General features: G+C 63.1%; 15 protein-coding genes. 11 read left to right on the forward strand and 4 right to left on the reverse strand.

Translation table 11 applies throughout. The annotated features are described in order from the left end of the window. Positions 1–121: 121 nt before the first annotated feature. Positions 122–1,036, forward strand: a complete 915-nt coding sequence (locus tag HV796_RS19805; protein WP_175228201.1) for a transcriptional regulator GcvA — start codon at positions 122–124, stop codon at positions 1,034–1,036. Between the two features lie 11 nt (positions 1,037–1,047). Here HV796_RS19805 and HV796_RS19810 read toward each other — a convergent pair whose 3' ends face one another. Then, positions 1,048–1,791 carry an LOG family protein gene (locus HV796_RS19810; RefSeq protein ID WP_175228202.1) on the reverse strand — a complete coding sequence of 248 codons (744 nt, stop codon included), beginning with the start codon at positions 1,789–1,791 and terminating at the stop codon, positions 1,048–1,050. A gap of 154 nt (positions 1,792–1,945) precedes the next feature. Here HV796_RS19810 and polA point away from each other — a divergent pair, with 154 nt between their 5' ends. The 3 genes from polA (at position 1,946) to HV796_RS19825 (ending at position 7,204) form a co-directional block, all read left to right on the forward strand. Further along, complete coding sequence (gene polA / locus HV796_RS19815; RefSeq protein WP_343052945.1) at positions 1,946–4,606, forward strand: DNA polymerase I; 2,661 nt, start codon at positions 1,946–1,948, stop codon at positions 4,604–4,606. A gap of 143 nt (positions 4,607–4,749) precedes the next feature. Next, positions 4,750–6,156 carry an NAD(P)/FAD-dependent oxidoreductase gene (locus tag HV796_RS19820; protein WP_175228204.1) on the forward strand — a complete coding sequence of 469 codons (1,407 nt, stop codon included), beginning with the start codon at positions 4,750–4,752 and terminating at the stop codon, positions 6,154–6,156. 178 nt (positions 6,157–6,334) lie between these two features. After that, the gene (locus HV796_RS19825; RefSeq protein WP_175228205.1) at positions 6,335–7,204 is read left to right on the forward strand and encodes a dienelactone hydrolase family protein; all 870 of its coding nucleotides are present in this window, start codon (positions 6,335–6,337) and stop codon (positions 7,202–7,204) included. A 66-nt stretch (positions 7,205–7,270) separates the two neighbouring features. Here the strand turns inward: HV796_RS19825 and HV796_RS19830 are convergent, their stop codons facing one another. Next, positions 7,271–8,155: a sulfurtransferase gene (locus HV796_RS19830; protein ID WP_175228206.1), complete on the reverse strand. Its 885-nt coding sequence runs from the start codon at positions 8,153–8,155 to the stop codon at positions 7,271–7,273. A 138-nt stretch (positions 8,156–8,293) separates the two neighbouring features. Then, complete coding sequence (locus tag HV796_RS19835) at positions 8,294–9,400, reverse strand: aromatic ring-hydroxylating oxygenase subunit alpha (protein ID WP_175228207.1); 1,107 nt, start codon at positions 9,398–9,400, stop codon at positions 8,294–8,296. Positions 9,401–9,710: 310 nt separating this feature from the next. On the opposite strand from HV796_RS19835, the gene HV796_RS19840 reads away from it, so the two are divergent. From HV796_RS19840 to folE2, 4 genes are all read left to right on the forward strand, one after another. After that, positions 9,711–10,007 (forward strand): exodeoxyribonuclease VII small subunit, encoded by a 297-nt coding sequence (locus HV796_RS19840; protein ID WP_175228208.1) that lies wholly within the window; start codon positions 9,711–9,713, stop codon positions 10,005–10,007. Beyond that, on the forward strand, positions 10,004–10,888 hold the full coding sequence (locus HV796_RS19845; protein WP_175228209.1) for a polyprenyl synthetase family protein: 885 nt from the start codon (positions 10,004–10,006) through the stop codon (positions 10,886–10,888). Before HV796_RS19840 ends, HV796_RS19845 begins: the two co-directional genes overlap by 4 nt. Positions 10,889–10,991: 103 nt before the next feature. After that, positions 10,992–12,902 (forward strand): 1-deoxy-D-xylulose-5-phosphate synthase, encoded by a 1,911-nt coding sequence (dxs, locus tag HV796_RS19850; RefSeq protein ID WP_175228210.1) that lies wholly within the window; start codon positions 10,992–10,994, stop codon positions 12,900–12,902. 153 nt (positions 12,903–13,055) lie between these two features. Next, positions 13,056–13,865 (forward strand): GTP cyclohydrolase FolE2, encoded by an 810-nt coding sequence (gene folE2 / locus HV796_RS19855; RefSeq protein ID WP_175228211.1) that lies wholly within the window; start codon positions 13,056–13,058, stop codon positions 13,863–13,865. A gap of 110 nt (positions 13,866–13,975) precedes the next feature. On the opposite strand, the gene tsaD is transcribed toward folE2, so the two are convergent. Then, complete coding sequence (gene tsaD / locus HV796_RS19860; RefSeq protein WP_175228212.1) at positions 13,976–15,001, reverse strand: tRNA (adenosine(37)-N6)-threonylcarbamoyltransferase complex transferase subunit TsaD; 1,026 nt, start codon at positions 14,999–15,001, stop codon at positions 13,976–13,978. Positions 15,002–15,165: 164 nt separating this feature from the next. Between tsaD and HV796_RS19865 the strand changes: the two genes are divergently transcribed. From HV796_RS19865 to HV796_RS19875, 3 genes are all read left to right on the forward strand, one after another. Further along, positions 15,166–16,383, forward strand: a complete 1,218-nt coding sequence (locus tag HV796_RS19865) for a BaiN/RdsA family NAD(P)/FAD-dependent oxidoreductase (RefSeq protein ID WP_175228213.1) — start codon at positions 15,166–15,168, stop codon at positions 16,381–16,383. 68 nt (positions 16,384–16,451) lie between these two features. Next, entirely contained in the window at positions 16,452–16,664 is a 213-nt protein-coding gene (gene rpsU, locus HV796_RS19870; protein ID WP_075159061.1) for a 30S ribosomal protein S21, read from the forward strand. Between the two features lie 207 nt (positions 16,665–16,871). Then, a complete protein-coding gene (locus tag HV796_RS19875) occupies positions 16,872–17,318 on the forward strand; it encodes a GatB/YqeY domain-containing protein (RefSeq protein ID WP_175228214.1) in 447 nt (148 codons plus the stop codon). Positions 17,319–17,485: the final 167 nt, after the last annotated feature.

The following is a 17,485-nucleotide window of genomic DNA, read 5'->3' on the forward strand; positions in this document are numbered from 1 at the left end:
GTTGATTCATTTTGCTGTCGCCATCCAGTACAGGCTACGGAGCGTAGCGCTGTTCGCGAGCGCTGCAAAACGATTTTTGCGAGGCTTGCTTGTGACTTCAGCTCACAAGCATAATCGGCTGATGACTCGCAAACTGCCACCTTTTCCCGCGCTGCGGGCGTTCGAAGCCGCCGCACGCCACAACAGTTTCAGCGCCGCCGCTGACGAGCTGCATGTGACGCACGGTGCGATCAGCCGCCAGGTCGCGGCGTTCGAGGCATGGGTCGGCATGCAGGTGTTCGATCGCATCGGCAAGCGTGTCCGGCTCACCGACAGCGGCCGTCGTTATCTCGCGCAGGTACAGGCGGCCTTCGACAACATCGCATCGGCGACTGAACAGTTGCGCGACACGGGCGTCGTGCATGTGCTGCGTGTCAATGCACTGCCGACGTTCGCAATGAAATGGCTGTTGCCACGTCTGAGCCAGTTCCAGCGCATCGCGCCGAACGTCGAACTGCGGCTCGCAACCTCCAATGCGCCGGTCGAATCGATCGACGGATTCGACGTCGCGGTGCGGCGCGGCCCCGCGCATTGGCCGAACTGCGTGAGCGGCCACTTTCTCGATGAAAGCGAAGTGCCGGTTTGCAGTCCGGCGCTGCTGCAGCGTTTGCCGATTCGTGTCGCCGACGATCTCGCCCGTCACGTGCTGTTGCATTCCGATACGCGGCCGGATGCATGGCGTCAATGGCTGAGCGCGGCGGGCGTGAAGGCGAAGTGCCGCAAGAAGCAGTCGTTCGACCATTTCTATCTGGCGCTGCAGGCCGCGGTCGATGGCCTCGGCGTGGCGCTCGGCCCGCTGCCGCTACTCGATGACGAACTCGCGTCCGGGCGTCTCGTGATGCCGCTGGAAGGGCCGCGCATCGATTTGCGCGGCTATTGGTGGGTGGCGCGGCGCGAGGTGGCGGACGCGCCCCTTGTCACGCAGTTTTGCCGCTGGCTCGAAGCGCAGTCGACACCGCAATTGACACCGCAGCCCACCCGTAAGGATGCTCAATAACACATGCCGCGTTACAGATAGAACATCCGGTCTTCGTCCGATTTCGCCGGGTGCGCTTCGAGTTCTTCGCGTTCTTCGTAGAATGCCAGCACCGCTTCGAGCACCTGGTCCGGATCGTCGATCACCTGCATCAGGTTCATGTCTTCCGGATTGATCAGGCCCATCGGCACGAGCGCTTCATGGAACCAGCCGAGCAGCCCCTTCCAGAACTCGCCGCCGACCAGGATGATCGGCACGTGACGCGACTTCTTGGTCTGGATGAGCGTGAGCACTTCGGCCAGTTCGTCGAGCGTGCCGAAGCCGCCGGGCATTACGATCACCGCGTCCGAATTCTTCACGAAAGTCACTTTGCGCGTGAAGAAATGCCGGAAGCGCAGCGAGATGTCCTGCCACTGGTTGCCCGATTGCTCGTGCGGCAATTCGATATTCAGACCCACTGACGGCGCCTTGCCCGCATGCGCGCCTTTATTGGCTGCTTCCATGATGCCGGGGCCGCCGCCAGAGATCACCGCGAAGCCTGCGTCGGATAGTTTGCGGGCGATTTGCATCGCGAGTTTGTAGTAGGGCGAGTTCGGTTTCAGGCGGGCCGAACCGTAGATGCTGACCGCCGGCCGGATCTCCGACAGGTACTCGGTCGCCTCGATAAACTCTGCCATAATCGTGAACATCTGCCACGACGCGCGCGCCTTCTTGGCTGTTGCGCGCTCTTGATCTGCGAGTGAACGCAGACTCGGAATCACTTTTCTCTTAGTCATAATGCCTGAAGAACATGATCTGGAAGCTGGGCTGAACACCGACCTGCAAGCCAAACCGGTAGCCGTTGGAAAGTCTGGGCCGGGAGCAGCACTGGAAGGTAAGACCCTGCTATTGGTCGACGGTTCGAGTTATCTGTACCGGGCCTATCATGCGATGCCAGATTTGCGCGGCCCGGACGGAGCGCCGACGGGCGCGCTGTACGGCATCATCAATATGCTGCGCCGTATGCGCAAAGAAGTCTCCGCAGAGTATAGCGCGTGCGTGTTCGATGCGAAGGGTAAGACGTTTCGCGACGACTGGTATCCGCAGTACAAGGCGAACCGCCCGTCGATGCCGGAGGACCTGAGCCGGCAGATCGAGCCGATTCACGTCGCGGTGCGCGCGCTCGGCTGGCCGCTGCTGATGATCGAAGGCGTCGAGGCCGACGATGTCATCGGCACGCTGGCCACGCAAGCCGGGCAGCGCGGCATGAACGTGATCGTCTCCACCGGCGACAAAGACCTCGCGCAGCTCGTGACTGACCATGTCACCCTCATCAATACGATGACGAACGAGACGCTCGATCGCGACGGCGTGCTCGCCAAGTTCGGCGTGCTGCCCGAGCGGATCGTCGATTATCTGTCGTTGATCGGCGATACCGTCGACAACGTGCCCGGCGTCGAGAAATGCGGCCCGAAGACGGCCGTCAAATGGCTCACGCAGTTCGAAACGCTTGATGGCATCGTCGCACATGCGGGCGAGATCAAAGGTGCGGTAGGAGACAATCTGCGCCGTGCGCTCGACTTTCTCCCGATGGCGCGCAAGCTCGTGACCGTCGATACCGCATGCGATCTGAGCGGGCACGTGGTGTCGATCGAAGCGTCGCTCGTGTCGCGCGAAGAAGCGCGAGACGAACTGCGCGACCTGTTTACCCGGCACGGTTTCAAGACGTGGCTGCGCGAAGTGGAGGTGGCCGAAGTGGTCGAAGGGCCGGGTGCCGGCGAGACGCCCGCGCCGGTCATCAATGGTGTGCGCCACTACGACACCGTGCAGACGTGGGAGAAGTTCGACGAGTGGCTCGCGAAGATCAACGCGGCGGAGCTTACCGCGTTCGATACCGAAACGACGTCGCTGGATCCGATGACCGCGGAACTGGTCGGCCTGTCGATATCGGTCGAGCCGGGGCACGCGGCCTATATTCCGGTCGCGCATCGCGGCCCTGATGCGCCGGTCCAGCTGCCACGCGATCAGGTGCTCGCGAAGCTCAAGCCGTGGCTCGAAAGCGCGGATCGGAAAAAGGTCGGCCAGCATCTGAAGTACGATGAACAGGTGTTGGCAAACTACGGAATCGCGATGGACGGCGTCGAGCATGACACGCTGCTCCAGTCGTACGTGCTCGAGTCGCATCGCTCGCACGACATGGACAGCCTCGCGCTGCGTCATCTCGGCCTGAAGACGATCAAATACGAAGACGTCGCGGGCAAGGGCGCGCAGCAAATCGGCTTCGACGAAGTGGCGCTCACGCAGGCCGCCGAATATGCGGCCGAAGATGCAGACATCACATTACAGCTGCATCACGCGCTGTATCCGCAGGTGAAGGCGGAAGACGGCCTCGAGTTCGTCTACCGCAGCATCGAAATGCCGACCGCGCGCGTGCTGCGCAAGATGGAGCGCAACGGCGTGCTGATCGACGCGGCGAAGCTGCAGAAGCAAAGCAACGAGATCGCAGTGCGCCTGATCGAGCTTGAAAAGCAGGCGTACGAGCTGGCGGGCGGCGAATTCAACATGGGCTCGCCGAAACAGATCGGGCAGATTTTCTTCGAGCAGCTGCAATTGCCGGTCATCAAGAAGACGCCGAGCGGTGCGCCGTCCACCGACGAAGAAGTGCTGCAAAAGCTCGCCGAAGACTACCCGCTACCAAAGCTGCTGCTCGAGCATCGTGGCCTGTCCAAGCTGAAGTCGACGTATACCGACAAGCTGCCGCGTATGGTCAATGCGCGTACCGGCCGGGTCCATACGAACTACGCACAGGCCGTTGCGGTAACGGGTCGGCTCGCATCGAACGATCCGAACCTGCAGAACATTCCCGTGCGCACCGGCGAAGGGCGGCGCATCCGCGAAGCGTTTATCGCACCGCCGGGGCACAAGCTTGTATCAGCCGATTACTCGCAAATCGAATTGCGGATCATGGCGCACATCTCCGGCGACGAGTCGTTGCTGCATTCGTTCGCGCAAGGTGAAGACATCCATCGCGCGACCGCGTCCGAAGTCTTCGGCGTGACGCCGATCGAAGTTTCCGCCGATCAGCGCCGCATCGCGAAAGTGATCAACTTCGGCCTGATCTACGGGATGAGCTCGTTTGGTCTCGCATCGAACCTCGGCATCACGCGCGATGCGGCGAAGCTCTATATCGACCGCTACTTCGCGCGTTATCCGGGTGTCGCGCGCTATATGGACGATACGCGCGCAAGCGCGAAACAGAAGGGCTACGTCGAAACAGTGTTCGGGCGCCGGCTGTGGCTGCCCGAGATCAACGGCGGCAATGGGCCGCGCCGGCAGGCCGCCGAGCGCGCGGCGATCAATGCGCCGATGCAGGGCACCGCGGCCGATCTGATCAAGCTATCGATGATCGCCGTGCAGCAGTGGCTCGACGAATCGGGCATCGGCACGCGAATGATCATGCAGGTACACGACGAACTGATACTCGAAGTGCCCGACGAGGAACTGTCCGAGGTTCGCGTGCGCTTGCCGGAACTGATGTGCGGCGTCGCGTCGCTGAAGGTGCCGCTCGTTGCGGAGGTCGGCGCCGGCGCGAACTGGGAAGAAGCGCACTGAAGGCGCCCTGAACGGGCGTTGGCCCCGGCCTCTTCGGGCGCAGCACGCTGCGCCGTTCGCGACGTTCCGATCGGACATGGCCACAAGGCCCGCGGCTGCGCCTGCGACGTTCAAATTCATGGATCAGAAACCGGAGAGTCTCGATGCATCGTATTGTCGTCGTGGGTGGGGGAGCGGGCGGGCTGGAGCTTGCCACGCGTCTGGGTGACCGCTACGGCCGGAGTAAGAACGCCGGCGGCGCGGGTGTCCATGTCACACTGGTCGATCGTTATCCGACTCATGTCTGGAAACCGCTACTGCATGAAGTCGCGGCGGGCAGCTTCGATCCGTTCATGCAAGAGCTGCCGTATGCGGCGCAGGCGCGCTGGCATGGCTTCGACTTCCAGCAAGGAGAATTCAGGAAGCTTGACCGTTCGGCAAGACGTCTCACGCTCAGCCCCGTGACAGATGATGAAGGCGCCGAATTGTTGCCGCAACGCGAGCTTGAGTACGACACACTGGTGATCGCGATTGGCAGTACGACGCATTTTTTCGGCGTACCAGGCGCACCCGAGAATTCGATTGCGCTCGATACGGTCCCTCAGGCAGAGCGCTTTCGCAAGCGGCTGATTGCGGCGTGCGTGCGTGCCGAATATCGCACTGACCAGCGCAGTGACCAGAACGCTGGATCACAGGCGGCGTATCTGCCGAGCGAGCCGGCCGAGCCAGCAGAGCAGGGCGCGGGCGCCGTGCCGGCCGCCGGGCCACGCGTTCAGGTAGTGATTGTCGGCGGCGGTGCGACCGGCGTCGAATTGTCCGCCGAACTGCGCAACACCGCGCATGTGCTGTCCGCTTACGGGCTGCACAAACTCGATCCGCGCCACGACATCGGCATCGTGCTGATCGAAGCCGGCCCACGCATACTGCCTGCGCTTCAGGAGCGTGTGTCGACGGCGACCACCGACTTGCTGCACAAGCTCGGCGTGCAGGTGATGGTCGGCGAAACCGTGGCCGAAGTCGCGCCGGGCGTCGTGCGCACGGCGAGCGGCAAAAGCGTGCGCGCCGACCTGACGGTCTGGGCGGCGGGCATCAAGGCGCCTGCCGTGCTCGGTGAACTCGAAGGTCTGCCGGTCAATCGCCTCGGCCAACTGGTGGTGCGCCGCACGCTGCAAACTGAAACCGACGACAGCATTTTCGCGCTCGGCGACTGCGCCGCATGCCCGTGGCCGGGCAACGAGCGCAATGTGCCGCCGCGCGCGCAAGCCGCGCACCAGCAGGCGAGCTTCCTGCTAAAGGCAATCGCGGACCGGCTCGCGGGCCGCCCGCTGCCCGAATTCACCTATCGCGATCTCGGCTCGCTGGTTTCGCTCGGCCGCTTTAGCGCGGTCGGCAATCTGATGGGTGGACTGGTCGGCGGCAATATGCTGATCGAAGGGCTGCTCGCGCGCTTCATGTACATGTCGTTATATCGGCTGCATAACGCCGCATTACACGGCTATCCGCGGATGGTGCTCGATACCTTCGCCCATTGGCTGCGTCGCACGACTTCGCCTCGTGTGAAGCTGCACTGACCGACATGGCCGGCTGCCGGCCGGCACCGCGGCGCACCTCGCAGCTCGACTTTCGACGCATTGGTTGCTTGTGCAACAGCGCGCGCGGCAGGCGTATCCTGTTGCCTTTCTGGCCGTCCGCCATTCACCGCTGTTCATCATCGGCCGTTCAACCTTGCCGCTTATCGAGGAGCGCAGCATGCTGAAGCCTGAAATCGACAGTCTCATTCCACACGTCCCTTTCAATCGCCGAACATTCATCAAGGCCGCGATCGGCACCGGCTTCGCGGCTTCCGTGCTGCCGGTCTCCGCGCAAACCATCCACACCGACAGCGAAGGGCTCGATGCAGGCGAAGTCGGTATCCATTCGGGCGACACGCTGGTGCCGGCCTATCGCGCGCAGCCGAAGGGCAAGACGCATCTGCCGGTGATCATCGTCGTGCATGAAATTTTTGGCGTGCACGAGCATATCGCCGACGTATGCCGGCGCTTCGCGAAGGCAGGTTATCTGGCGATCGCGCCTGACCTGTATGTGCGGCAGGGCGACGCGTCCGCTTATACGAGCATGCAGCAGTTGAACGAGCAGCTGGTCAGCAAGGTGCCGGACGAGCAGGTGCTGGAAGATCTCGATGCGACCTTCGCATGGGCGGGCGACCATGGCGGCGATCTGAACCGTGTCGGCGTCACCGGCTTTTGCTGGGGCGGGCGGATTGCGTGGCTTTATGCGGAGCACAATCCGCGTCTGAAGGCGGGGGTTGCGTTCTATGGGCGCGTTGTCGGGACACCGACGACGCTGCAGCCGTCCAATCCGATCGATCACGTCAGCGAGCTGAAGGTGCCGATGCTGGGACTCTACGGCCGGCAGGATCAAAGCATTCCGCAAGACACGCTCGACCAGATGAAAACGCTGATCGCGCAGGGGCCGCAGCAGGCGCGCGGTTCACAGTTCATCGTCTATGACGATGCGGGGCATGCGTTTTTTGCCGACTATCGGCCGAGCTACCGGAAGGCCGACGCGGAAGACGGCTGGCGCCGCACGCTTGCGTGGTTCAAGCAGCACGGCGTCTAAGCGGGAACGATGGATCGCGGTCGGCGGCGCAAGGGCCGCTTGCCGTCGCCGTCGCCCGCAAATGACTTACGGCTTCGCGCCGGTCGCGACCGGCCGTGCCGGGTCCGCGCTCCACTCGCTCCATGAGCCAGGGTACAACGCGGCGCCGTGCAAACCGGCAATCTCCATCGCCAGCGCGTTATGACATGCGGTTACACCGGAACCGCATTGCAGCACGACACGATCGGCGGCGATGCCAGGCATCACGGCGCCGAATTCCTCACGCAACGTATGCGCGGACTTGAAGCGACCGTCGGCGGTGAGGTTGTCCTTGAAGAAGCGATTCAGCGCGCCTGGAATGTGGCCGCCGACGCGGTCGAGCGTTTCGTTCTCGCCGCGGTAGCGATCCGCGGCGCGCGCATCGAGCAACGTGCGCTCGTGGGTGTTCAGGTTCTGCACGACCGCCTGCACGTCGACGGTTACCGCCATCGGCTTGCCGGCCTTGAAGTCGCCGCGCGCGGCTTTGGGCGCCTCTTGCGTCAGCGGATGACCGGCCACCTCCCACGCTTGCAGGCCGCCGTCGACCAGCGCGACCGAATCGTGTCCTAGCCAGCGCAACAGCCACCACAGACGTGCCGCATACATGCCGCCGTGCGCGTCATAGGCCACCACCTGCTGGCCTTGCTTCAACCCGAGTGCGGCCAGTCGATCGACCAGTTGTTGACGATCGGGCAGCGGATGACGCCCGTTGGCGCCGGTTTTCGTTCCCGACAGATCGCGATCGAGATGTAGATAATGCGCTTGCGGCAAGTGGCCGGCTGCGTATGCCTTGGCGCCCGCGTCGGTATCGATCAGATCGAAACGGCAATCCACGACGAAAACGCTACCTGGTGCCGATGCGAGGCGTTCGGCGAGGTTCGCAGCGGAGATCAGCGTCGTGTAGTGCGTGTGAGGTGTGGCGTTCTGGGACATGACGGCTCCTGAAGCAAACGAGGCCGGGCGTTGCCGGACGATGTTCCTAGTCTAAACAAAAAAGACGGGTGCAAGCCGGAAGCTTGTCACCCGTCTTTCCATCGTGTCACGCAACGACGCGTCGCGCCCGTGCCGCGTTCAGATTGCGCCCAGTTCGCGGCGCAGGAACTCGTGGAAGTGCTGCATGCCGTCTTCCATCGGACTCTGATAAGGACCCACCTGAGATTCGCCGCGCTGCATCAGCGCGCGGCGACCGGCGTCCATCCGCTCGGCGATCTCGTCGTCCTCGCGGGCGGTTTCCATGTAGGCGGCACGCTCGGCCTCGATGAAGTCCCGTTCGAACAACGCAATTTCCTCAGGGTAATAGAACTCGACGACGTTGGTGGTCTTCTGGGGACCACGTGGAATCAGCCATGACACGACAAGCACATGCGGATACCACTCGATCATGATGCCGGGGTAGTACACCATCCAGATCGCGCCGAACTCAGGCGGCTTGCCGTCGCGGAAACGCAGGACTTCGTCATGCCATTTCGCGTACGTTGGGCTGCCCGCGCGCGCGAGGCCGTTATGGACGCCGACCGTTTGCACGCTGTACCAGTCGCCGAATTCCCACTTGAGATCGTCGCAGTTCACGAAGCTGCCGAGGCCCGGATGGAACGGCACGACGTGATAGTCCTCCAGATAGACCTCGATAAAGGTCTTCCAGTTGTAGTTGCACTCGTGGACTTCGACGTGATCGAACATGTAGTCCGTAAAGTCGAAGTGGCCCTCGGTGCCGAGGCGTGCAAGATCCTTCGCGACATTGCGGCCCTGCGACTCGAACAGCAGCCCATGCCAGTTCTGCAGCGGCGTGGCGCCGAGGTTCAGACAGGGGTTGTCCGCAAAATGCGGCGCACCGAGCAGCTCGCCGTTCAGATCGTAGGTCCAGCGATGCAACGGACAGACGATATTCTCCGCACTGCCGCGGCCGTTCAGCATGATGGCCTGACGGTGCCGGCATACATTCGATAGCAGTTCGATGTGCGACTGCTGGTTACGGACGAGCACCCGCCCCTCGCTTTCGCTCGGCAGGGCAAAATAGTTTCCCGCTTCGGGCACCATCAATTCGTGCCCGATATAACGAGGACCTTTCCTGAAAAGGGTGTCGATTTCGCGCGTCAGAAGCGCTTCGTCAAAGTAAGCCGTGACTGGCAGCTGACTATGAATGGACCTCAGCTGCAATGCATTGCTCAGATTGGACATTCCCACTCCCGATGAAGACGTGAAAGCAGTGAACAACCCAACCATCGAAGATTCGATTTAGGGAGCCCGCGATTATACCTGTTTCCCCCTCCTTGGGGACCGTTAAGTATCTGATTTGGGTCAAAATTGTCTCGGAAGTTCGCGTTTTTGCGCCATCGGCGCTAGAGTTTTTTGAGGGACGTGACGCGCGCTAGCGCTGTTTTTCGCATTCGGTGTGCCCATTGCGCAACGGGCTGGGAGCCGGTCGTGGGCTCGGAAATGTCGCTTTTGCCGTAGAATGTCCGACTTGTTTTAATTTTGCGACGGATTCATGGCGAAGACCGCATCGACCCAGAACGCTGATACGTCCCCCGAGGAAGCCGCCGGCGCGCCACTGCCTGAAACGTACGAGGCGGCGCTGGCGGAGCTCGAAGGGCTCGTCGGGCGGATGGAGGGCGGTAGTCTGAGTCTTGAGGAGTCGCTTGCCGCGTACCGGCGCGGTGCCGCCCTCGTGGCGTTCTGCCAGCAGCAGTTAGAAAAAGTTGAACAGCAGGTTCGCGTGCTCGATGGCGAGACGCTGAAACCGCTCCCCACAACCGCCGCTGACAGCGGAGAAGACGATCTATGATTTTTGAACAATGGATGCGCACGGTGCTCGAGCGCGTCGAACAGGCCCTCGAGCGCTACTTGCCGCCCACATCGACCGCCCCGGCGCGCCTGCATGACGCGATGCGCTACGCGGTGCTGGGTGGCGGCAAGCGGGTCCGTCCATTGCTGTGCCATGCCGCAGGGGAGTTGACCGCCGCGCGGACCGAGTCCCTCGAGGCCGCCGCGGCCGCACTCGAAATGGTCCATGTGTATTCGCTCGTGCATGACGACATGCCATGCATGGACGACGATGCTTTGCGCCGCGGCAAGCCGACGGTGCACGTCAAATACGATGAAGCGATGGCGCTGCTCGTCGGCGACGCGCTGCAGTCGCAGGCGTTCGTCGCGCTGACCGAAGGCGCCGCGCTTGCTCCCATCCAGCAAGCGGCGCTCACGCGTGAGCTGGCGCTCGCGATCGGCTCGATCGGCATGGCCGGCGGGCAGGCGATCGACCTTGCAAGCGTGGGCCAGCAGCTCACGCGCGACCAGCTCGAGACGATGCACCGGATGAAAACCGGCGCGTTGTTGCGCGCGTCGGTGCGCATGGGCGCGCTGGCTGGCGAGACGCCGGATGCGAACACGCTGAGTGCGCTGGATGCGTACGCGGCGGCCGTCGGCCTCGCCTTCCAGGTGGTCGACGACATCCTCGACGCGACTTCCGATTCGGCCACGCTCGGCAAGACCGCGGGCAAGGACGCGAAGGACGGCAAACCGACCTATGTATCGATTATCGGGCTCGACGCATCGCGCGCGCTCGCGGCGCAACTGCGCAGCGACGCACACGCGGCGCTCGCGCCCTTCGGCGCGCGCGCACAGCGTCTCGCCGAGCTTGCGGACCTGGTGGTGAACCGGGTCAGCTGAAGAAGCGAAGAATCAACGCGAAAGCCCGCCGCCACGCCAGGGACCAGAAGGGGTAAGCGCGAATGAAGTGCGGGCGCGTAAGTTTTCCTACAATGGAACGACGATGTACGACTTGCTGAAAACCATTGACGACCCGGCCACCCTGCGCCGCCTCGATCGCCGCCAGTTGCAACCGCTCGCCGACGAGCTGCGTGCCTTCGTGCTCGACAGCGTGTCGCAGACCGGCGGGCATCTGTCGTCCAACCTCGGTACCGTCGAACTGACGATTGCACTGCACTACGTATTCGACACGCCGCGCGACCGCATCGTCTGGGACGTCGGCCATCAGACCTATCCGCACAAGATTTTGACCGGCCGTCGCGAGCAGATGCACACGCTGCGTCAGCTGGGCGGCATCTCGGGCTTTCCGCGCCGCTCGGAGTCGGAGTACGACACGTTCGGCACCGCGCATTCGAGCACCTCGATCTCCGCCGCGCTTGGCATGGCGATCGCAAGCAAGCTGCAACATGAAGACCGTTTCGCGATCGCCGTGATCGGCGACGGCGCGATGACGGCCGGCATGGCGTTCGAAGCGATGAACAATGCCGGCGTCGCCGACGACGTACCGCTGCTCGTGATCCTGAACGACAACGACATGTCGATCTCGCCGCCGGTCGGCGCGCTGAACCGCCACCTCGCGCGGCTGATGTCAGGGCGCTTCTACGCCGCCGCGCGCGCAGGTGTCGAACGCGTGCTGCGCGTGGCGCCGCCGATGCTCGATCTCGCGCGCAAGCTCGAAGAACACGCGAAGGGGATGATCATCCCCGCGACGCTGTTCGAGGAGTTCGGATTCAACTACATCGGCCCGATCGACGGCCACGATCTCGATTCGCTGATCCCGACGCTGCAGAACATCAAGGAATTGCGCGGTCCGCAGTTCCTGCACGTGGTGACGAAGAAAGGTCAGGGTTACAAGCTCGCCGAGGCTGACCCGGTGCTGTACCACGGACCCGGCAAGTTCAACCCGGCCGAGGGCATCAAGCCGTCGACGGCGCCCAGCAAGAAGACGTACACGCAAGTGTTCGGCGAGTGGCTGTGCGATGCCGCCGAACTCGATGCACGCGTGGTCGGTATCACGCCCGCGATGCGCGAAGGTTCGGGTCTCGTCGAATTCGAAAAGCGCTATCCGGACCGTTACTACGACGTCGGCATCGCCGAACAGCACGCGGTGACCTTCGCAGGCGGTCTGGCGGCCGAAGGCATGAAGCCGGTCGTAGCGATCTACTCGACGTTCCTGCAGCGCGCCTATGACCAGCTGATCCACGACGTCGCCCTGCAGAACCTGCCGGTCGTGTTCGCGATCGACCGCGCGGGTCTGGTCGGCGCGGACGGCGCGACACACGCGGGCGCGTATGACCTCGCGTTCCTGCGCTGCATTCCGAACATGACAGTGATGGCCGCTTCCGACGAAAACGAATGCCGGCAGATGCTGTACACCGCGCTCCAGCAGCCGAACCCGACTGCGGTGCGTTATCCGCGCGGCGCGGGCACGGGGGTCGCAACCGTCAAACAGATGGCCGCGCTGCCGCTCGGCAAGGGCGAGATTCGCCGTGAAACGTCGCAGCCTGCGGGCAAGCGCATCGCGATTCTCGCGTTCGGCACAATGGTCGCGCCGGCGCTTGCCGCCGCCGAGCAACTCGATGCGACCGTCGCCAACATGCGCTTTGTGAAGCCGGTCGATGCGGATCTGATCCGCAAGCTGGCGGAAACGCACGATGCGCTCGTCACGATCGAAGAAGGCTCTGTGATGGGCGGCGCGGGTTCCGCCTGCGTCGAAGCCCTGCTGGCAAGTGGGGTTATCAAGCCCGTACTACAATTGGGACTCCCCGATCACTTTATCGATCATGGGGACCCGGCCAAGCTGCTCGCCGAATGTGGTCTCGATGGCGCTGGCATCGCGAAGTCGATCCGCGAACGGTTCATCGATCAGGTCAGCGCGGCGTCGGCCGGGAAGTCGGTGAAGCGCGTCGCCTGACGGCGTATTCGCCGTCCCTGTTTGGCGGCATTGTCCAAATTGAGTCGATGGGCCGTAGAGCCCATCCGGAACCGCCGGCCGAGGCCGGCGGTTGCCTTTTGCAGGTCGCCATTTGCACGCACGCGTTCGCGCGTGCCCGTGAGGACAAACAAGATGAACCAGATGAACCCCGCTTTTGTGATGCCCGACGTGCAAAGCACGGCCGATACCCGGCAGATTCCGATTCAGCGGGTGGGCGTCAAGGCGGTGCGTTATCCATTGACGGTTCGCACGCAAGACGGCGCAATACAGCCGACCATCGGCACGTGGAACCTCGATGTTCATCTGCCGGCGGAACAGAAGGGCACCCATATGTCCCGTTTCGTCGCGTTGCTCGAAGAGCAGGCCGGGCCGCTGGACGCCGGCACGCTGCGCACCATGCTGGCCGCGATGCTCGAGAAGCTTGAAGCGCGCGCAGGACGCATCGAAGTGTCGTTTCCCTATTTCGTCAACAAGACCGCGCCCGTGTCAGGCGTACAGAGCCTGCTCGACTACGAAGTGGTGCTGGCGGGCGAGCTGTGCGACGGCGTGACGCGTGTGTTTTTGAAGGTTCTGGTGCCGGTCACGAGCCTGTGTCCGTGCTCGAAAAAGATCTCGCAGTACGGCGCGCACAACCAGCGCTCGCATGTGACGATCCACGCGGAGCTGGCCGGCGATATCGCGATTGAGGACCTGATCCGCATTGCCGAGGAAGAGGCATCGTGCGAGTTGTGGGGGCTGCTGAAGCGACCGGACGAAAAGTTTGTCACGGAGCGCGCGTATGAGAACCCGAAGTTTGTCGAAGATCTTGTGCGTGACGTCGCGCAGCGGCTGAATGCGGACGAGCGGATCGTCGCGTATGTACTCGAAGCGGAAAACTTCGAGTCGATTCACAATCACAGCGCGTATGCGGTGATAGAGAACGACAAGCGCGCAGCGCAATAGCTGTTGATGCAACGTTAGGCGCGATCGCCAGACTTTCGCGTAGATGTGCAAACGGCCGCTTCGATGCGGCCGTTTGTGTTTGTGCGGTGAGGGTTGTGTGACGTGGCGCTTCAGCGCGCGAGCGACGCGAGATCCCAGCGGGGTTTGACGGTGAATGCATAATCGGTATCGGCCTGCGCGGGCCAGCGTTGCAGCCGTAATGCGCCGGCGAGCGCGATCATCGCGCCGTTGTCGGTGCATAGCGACAGGTCCGGATAGTGCACGTCGAAGCCGCGTTTTTTCGCGGCTTCCGACAGCGCCTCGCGCAACTGCCGGTTCGCGCCGACCCCGCCCGCCACCACCAGCCGCTTCAATTTCGTACGCTTAAGCGCGGCCAGCGATTTCGCGGCGAGCACGTCGACGGCCGCATCGACGAAGGCGCGCGCCAGGTCCGCTTTGCTCTGCTCGCAGACATTCGTGCCGAGCTTTTTCATCTGCGTGAGCACGGCTGTTTTGAGACCGCTGAAGCTGAAGTCCAGGTCGCCCGAATGCAGCATCGGACGCGGCAGCACGACGGCGCCCGGCGTGCCGAATTCCGCGAGCCGCGAGACTTCCGGACCGCCCGGATAGCCAAGGCCGAGCAGTTTGGCGGTTTTGTCGAACGCTTCGCCGGCGGCATCGTCGAGCGTTTCGCCGAGGGTTTCATAGACGCCGACGTCGGTCACGCGCATCAGCTGGGTGTGACCGCCCGACACGAGCAGCGCGACGAACGGAAACGGCGGTGGCGCATCGACCAGCAGCGGCGATAACAGATGCCCTTCCAGATGATGGATGCCAATCGTCGGCTTGCCCCACGCCATCGCGAGGCCGTTCGCAATGCTCGCGCCGACGAGCAGTGCGCCGGCAAGCCCAGGTCCTTGGGTGTACGCAATGGCGTCGATGTCGGCGTGCGCGGCGCCCGAGCGCTCGAGCACCTGCTCGAGCAATGGCAACGCCCGACGGATGTGATCGCGCGATGCCAGCTCCGGGACGACGCCGCCGTACTCGCGATGCATCGCGATCTGCGAATGCAGCGCGTGCGCAAGCAGGCCGCGTTCCGTGTCGTAGAGCGCGAGGCCGGTTTCGTCGCAGGAGCTTTCTATGCCGAGAACGAGCATGGGTCGGAGGGTGGGTGGGCGAAGCGCAGCGGGGTTTGCACGCGTCGCGCACTGAAGAAAATGCCAGTAAAAACTGAACTTACCAGTATAGCAGTGCGTTACACCGCCCGCCGGCCCGGGCCGTTGCCGCGGTTACGGCTGTTACGACAGTTACAATGCGCGCCATGGAATCTTTCGATATCGCGGTAATCGGCGCGGGCGCGGCCGGCATGATGTGCGCGTCGGTGGCCGGTCAGCTCGGGCGGCGCGTCGCGTTGATCGATCATGCCCCCAGGCTCGCGGAGAAAATCCGCATTTCGGGCGGCGGCCGTTGCAACTTCACGAATCTCTATGCGGGGCCTGCCAACTACCTGTCGGCGAACCCCCATTTTTGCCGGTCGGCACTCGCACGCTATACGCCGCGCGACTTCATCGCACTGCTTAAGCGCCATCGCGTCACGTGGCACGAGAAGCACAAAGGGCAGCTCTTCTGCGACCAGTCGAGCGACGCGGTGATCGACGTGCTGACACGCGAATGCGATGCGGGCCAGGTCGCATGGCGCCGGCCGGTCGTCGTCGACGCGGTGAGCCAGGCGCCGGACGGCGGTTTCACACTGGGCACGCAATCGGGCGGGATCGTCGCCCGCGCGCTGGTCGTCGCGACCGGCGGACTGTCGATTCCGAAGATCGGCGCAACGGATTTTGCGTATCGGCTCGCGAAGCAGTTCGGGCACAAGCTGATCGACACGCGTCCGGCGCTGGTTCCGCTGACCTTCGCGGCGGCCGACTGGGCGCCGTTTTCGGCGCTCTCGGGCGTGTCCCTCGAGGTGCATCTCGCGACCGGCGCGAAGCAATCCGGTGGTCAGTTCGTCGAAGATCTGCTGCTGACCCATCGCGGATTGTCGGGGCCGGCTGTGTTGCAGATTTCGAGCTACTGGCAGCCGGGCGAGCCGGTTCACGTCAATCTGCTTGCCGAACGCGACGCCGCGTCCGCGCTGCTCGAAGCGAAGGCGGGCAGCAAGCGCCACATCGCGAACCTGCTTGGCGACTGGGTGCCGGCGCGGCTCGCGCACGTCTGGCTCGACACGCATGGCGTGCCACCGGACGCGCGCCTTGCCGATCTGCCGGACAAGACGCTGCGCAAGATCGGCGACGCGCTGTCGCGCTGGACGCTCGTGCCGAACGGCACCGAGGGCTATCGGAAGGCTGAAGTGACGCGCGGTGGCGTCGATACGCGCGAGCTGTCGTCGTCGACCATGATGAGCGCGCGGGTGCCGGGCCTGTATTTCATCGGCGAGGCGGTCGACGTGACCGGCTGGCTCGGCGGCTACAACTTCCAGTGGGCGTGGGCATCCGGCGTGGCGGCGGGGCAGGCTGCGGCTGATTTCGTCCGTGGGGCTTGACTCGTTCGTGCTTTTGTGCAGAACGTCTGCTATACTTCGATCCCTTTGCCAAAAACCGTTATTGAAAGATGACGACCATTCGCGTAAAAGAAAACGAGCCCTTTGAAGTCGCCATGCGCCGGTTCAAGCGCACGATTGAGAAGAACGGCCTGTTGACCGAGCTTCGCGCGCGCGAGTTTTACGAAAAGCCGACGTCCGAGCGCAAGCGCAAGAAAGCGGCGGCCGTCAAGCGGCACTTCAAGCGTCTACGTAGCCAGATGCTGCCGAAAAAGTTCTACTGATCACAGCGTTCAATCAGGCGTTTTCAGTAGGCGACGCGAAAAGCGCTTCGAGCCAGGGCAGTATGGTCCAAACCCAAGTGGCCGGCTGTCATTCGCGCGAACCCGCTTGAGAAACCCGCTTCAAGCGGGTTTTTGTGTTGTATACAGCGGTCGGCTGATGGCTGATCAATTCCCGACAACACCTTATCAACGTACGGCAGGTGAACGATGAGTCTTAAGGTTCGGATCAACGACGACATGAAAGCCGCGATGCGCGCGCGCGAAACGGAGCGCCTCGGCACGATACGGCTACTGCTTGCGGCAATCAAGCAGCGTGAAGTCGACGAACGCATCGAACTCGATGACGCCAGCGTGACGGCGGTCGTCGACAAAATGATCAAGCAGCGTAAAGACTCGATCAGCCAGTTTGAAGCCGCGGGGCGCGCCGATCTCGTCGCGAAGGAAAACGCTGAGCTCGAGGTGCTGTCCGCGTATATGCCCGCGCAACTGTCCGAAGCCGAAATCGACGCCGAAGTGCAGGCGGCCATCGCGCAGACGGGCGCCGCCGGCCCGCAGGAGATGGGCAAGGTGATGGGCGTGCTCAAGCCGAAACTCGCCGGCCGGGCCGACATGACGGCGGTGTCGGCCAAGGTCAAGGCGGCGCTGGCGAAATAGGGGTTTCCCGCGGACAGGAGTGGCGCGGGAATGACGTCGTTTGACTGACGTTTACTCTCATGTCGTTGCCTGGGTCCGCTTTTGTCCGTTTCCGATTTCGTCCGCGCGTCCTATAACGGTCAGAACGCACGGCCGACGTATCCGGTCCATTTGAAGGCAACGCTGAT

It is taken from the genome of Paraburkholderia humisilvae, assembly GCF_902859855.1.
GTDB classification, from domain to species: Bacteria; Pseudomonadota; Gammaproteobacteria; order Burkholderiales; family Burkholderiaceae; genus Paraburkholderia; species Paraburkholderia humisilvae.

What these genes read in the sequence shown, in the direction of transcription:
- HV796_RS19865 (WP_175228213.1), top strand. Translation starts at nt 15,166, where the DNA reads ATGGAATCTTTCGATATCGCGGTAATCGGCGCGGGCGCGGCCGGCATG.
- HV796_RS19835 (WP_175228207.1), bottom strand. Translation starts at nt 9,400, where the DNA reads ATGTCCAATCTGAGCAATGCATTGCAGCTGAGGTCCATTCATAGTCAG.
- HV796_RS19830 (WP_175228206.1), bottom strand. Translation starts at nt 8,155, where the DNA reads ATGTCCCAGAACGCCACACCTCACACGCACTACACGACGCTGATCTCC.
- HV796_RS19810 (WP_175228202.1), bottom strand. Translation starts at nt 1,791, where the DNA reads ATGACTAAGAGAAAAGTGATTCCGAGTCTGCGTTCACTCGCAGATCAA.
- HV796_RS19875 (WP_175228214.1), top strand. Translation starts at nt 16,872, where the DNA reads ATGAGTCTTAAGGTTCGGATCAACGACGACATGAAAGCCGCGATGCGC.
- folE2 (WP_175228211.1), top strand. Translation starts at nt 13,056, where the DNA reads ATGAACCAGATGAACCCCGCTTTTGTGATGCCCGACGTGCAAAGCACG.
- HV796_RS19805 (WP_175228201.1), top strand. Translation starts at nt 122, where the DNA reads ATGACTCGCAAACTGCCACCTTTTCCCGCGCTGCGGGCGTTCGAAGCC.
- polA (WP_343052945.1), top strand. Translation starts at nt 1,946, where the DNA reads ATGCCAGATTTGCGCGGCCCGGACGGAGCGCCGACGGGCGCGCTGTAC.
- HV796_RS19820 (WP_175228204.1), top strand. Translation starts at nt 4,750, where the DNA reads ATGCATCGTATTGTCGTCGTGGGTGGGGGAGCGGGCGGGCTGGAGCTT.
- tsaD (WP_175228212.1), bottom strand. Translation starts at nt 15,001, where the DNA reads ATGCTCGTTCTCGGCATAGAAAGCTCCTGCGACGAAACCGGCCTCGCG.
- rpsU (WP_075159061.1), top strand. Translation starts at nt 16,452, where the DNA reads ATGACGACCATTCGCGTAAAAGAAAACGAGCCCTTTGAAGTCGCCATG.
- HV796_RS19845 (WP_175228209.1), top strand. Translation starts at nt 10,004, where the DNA reads ATGATTTTTGAACAATGGATGCGCACGGTGCTCGAGCGCGTCGAACAG.
- dxs (WP_175228210.1), top strand. Translation starts at nt 10,992, where the DNA reads ATGTACGACTTGCTGAAAACCATTGACGACCCGGCCACCCTGCGCCGC.
- HV796_RS19825 (WP_175228205.1), top strand. Translation starts at nt 6,335, where the DNA reads ATGCTGAAGCCTGAAATCGACAGTCTCATTCCACACGTCCCTTTCAAT.
- HV796_RS19840 (WP_175228208.1), top strand. Translation starts at nt 9,711, where the DNA reads ATGGCGAAGACCGCATCGACCCAGAACGCTGATACGTCCCCCGAGGAA.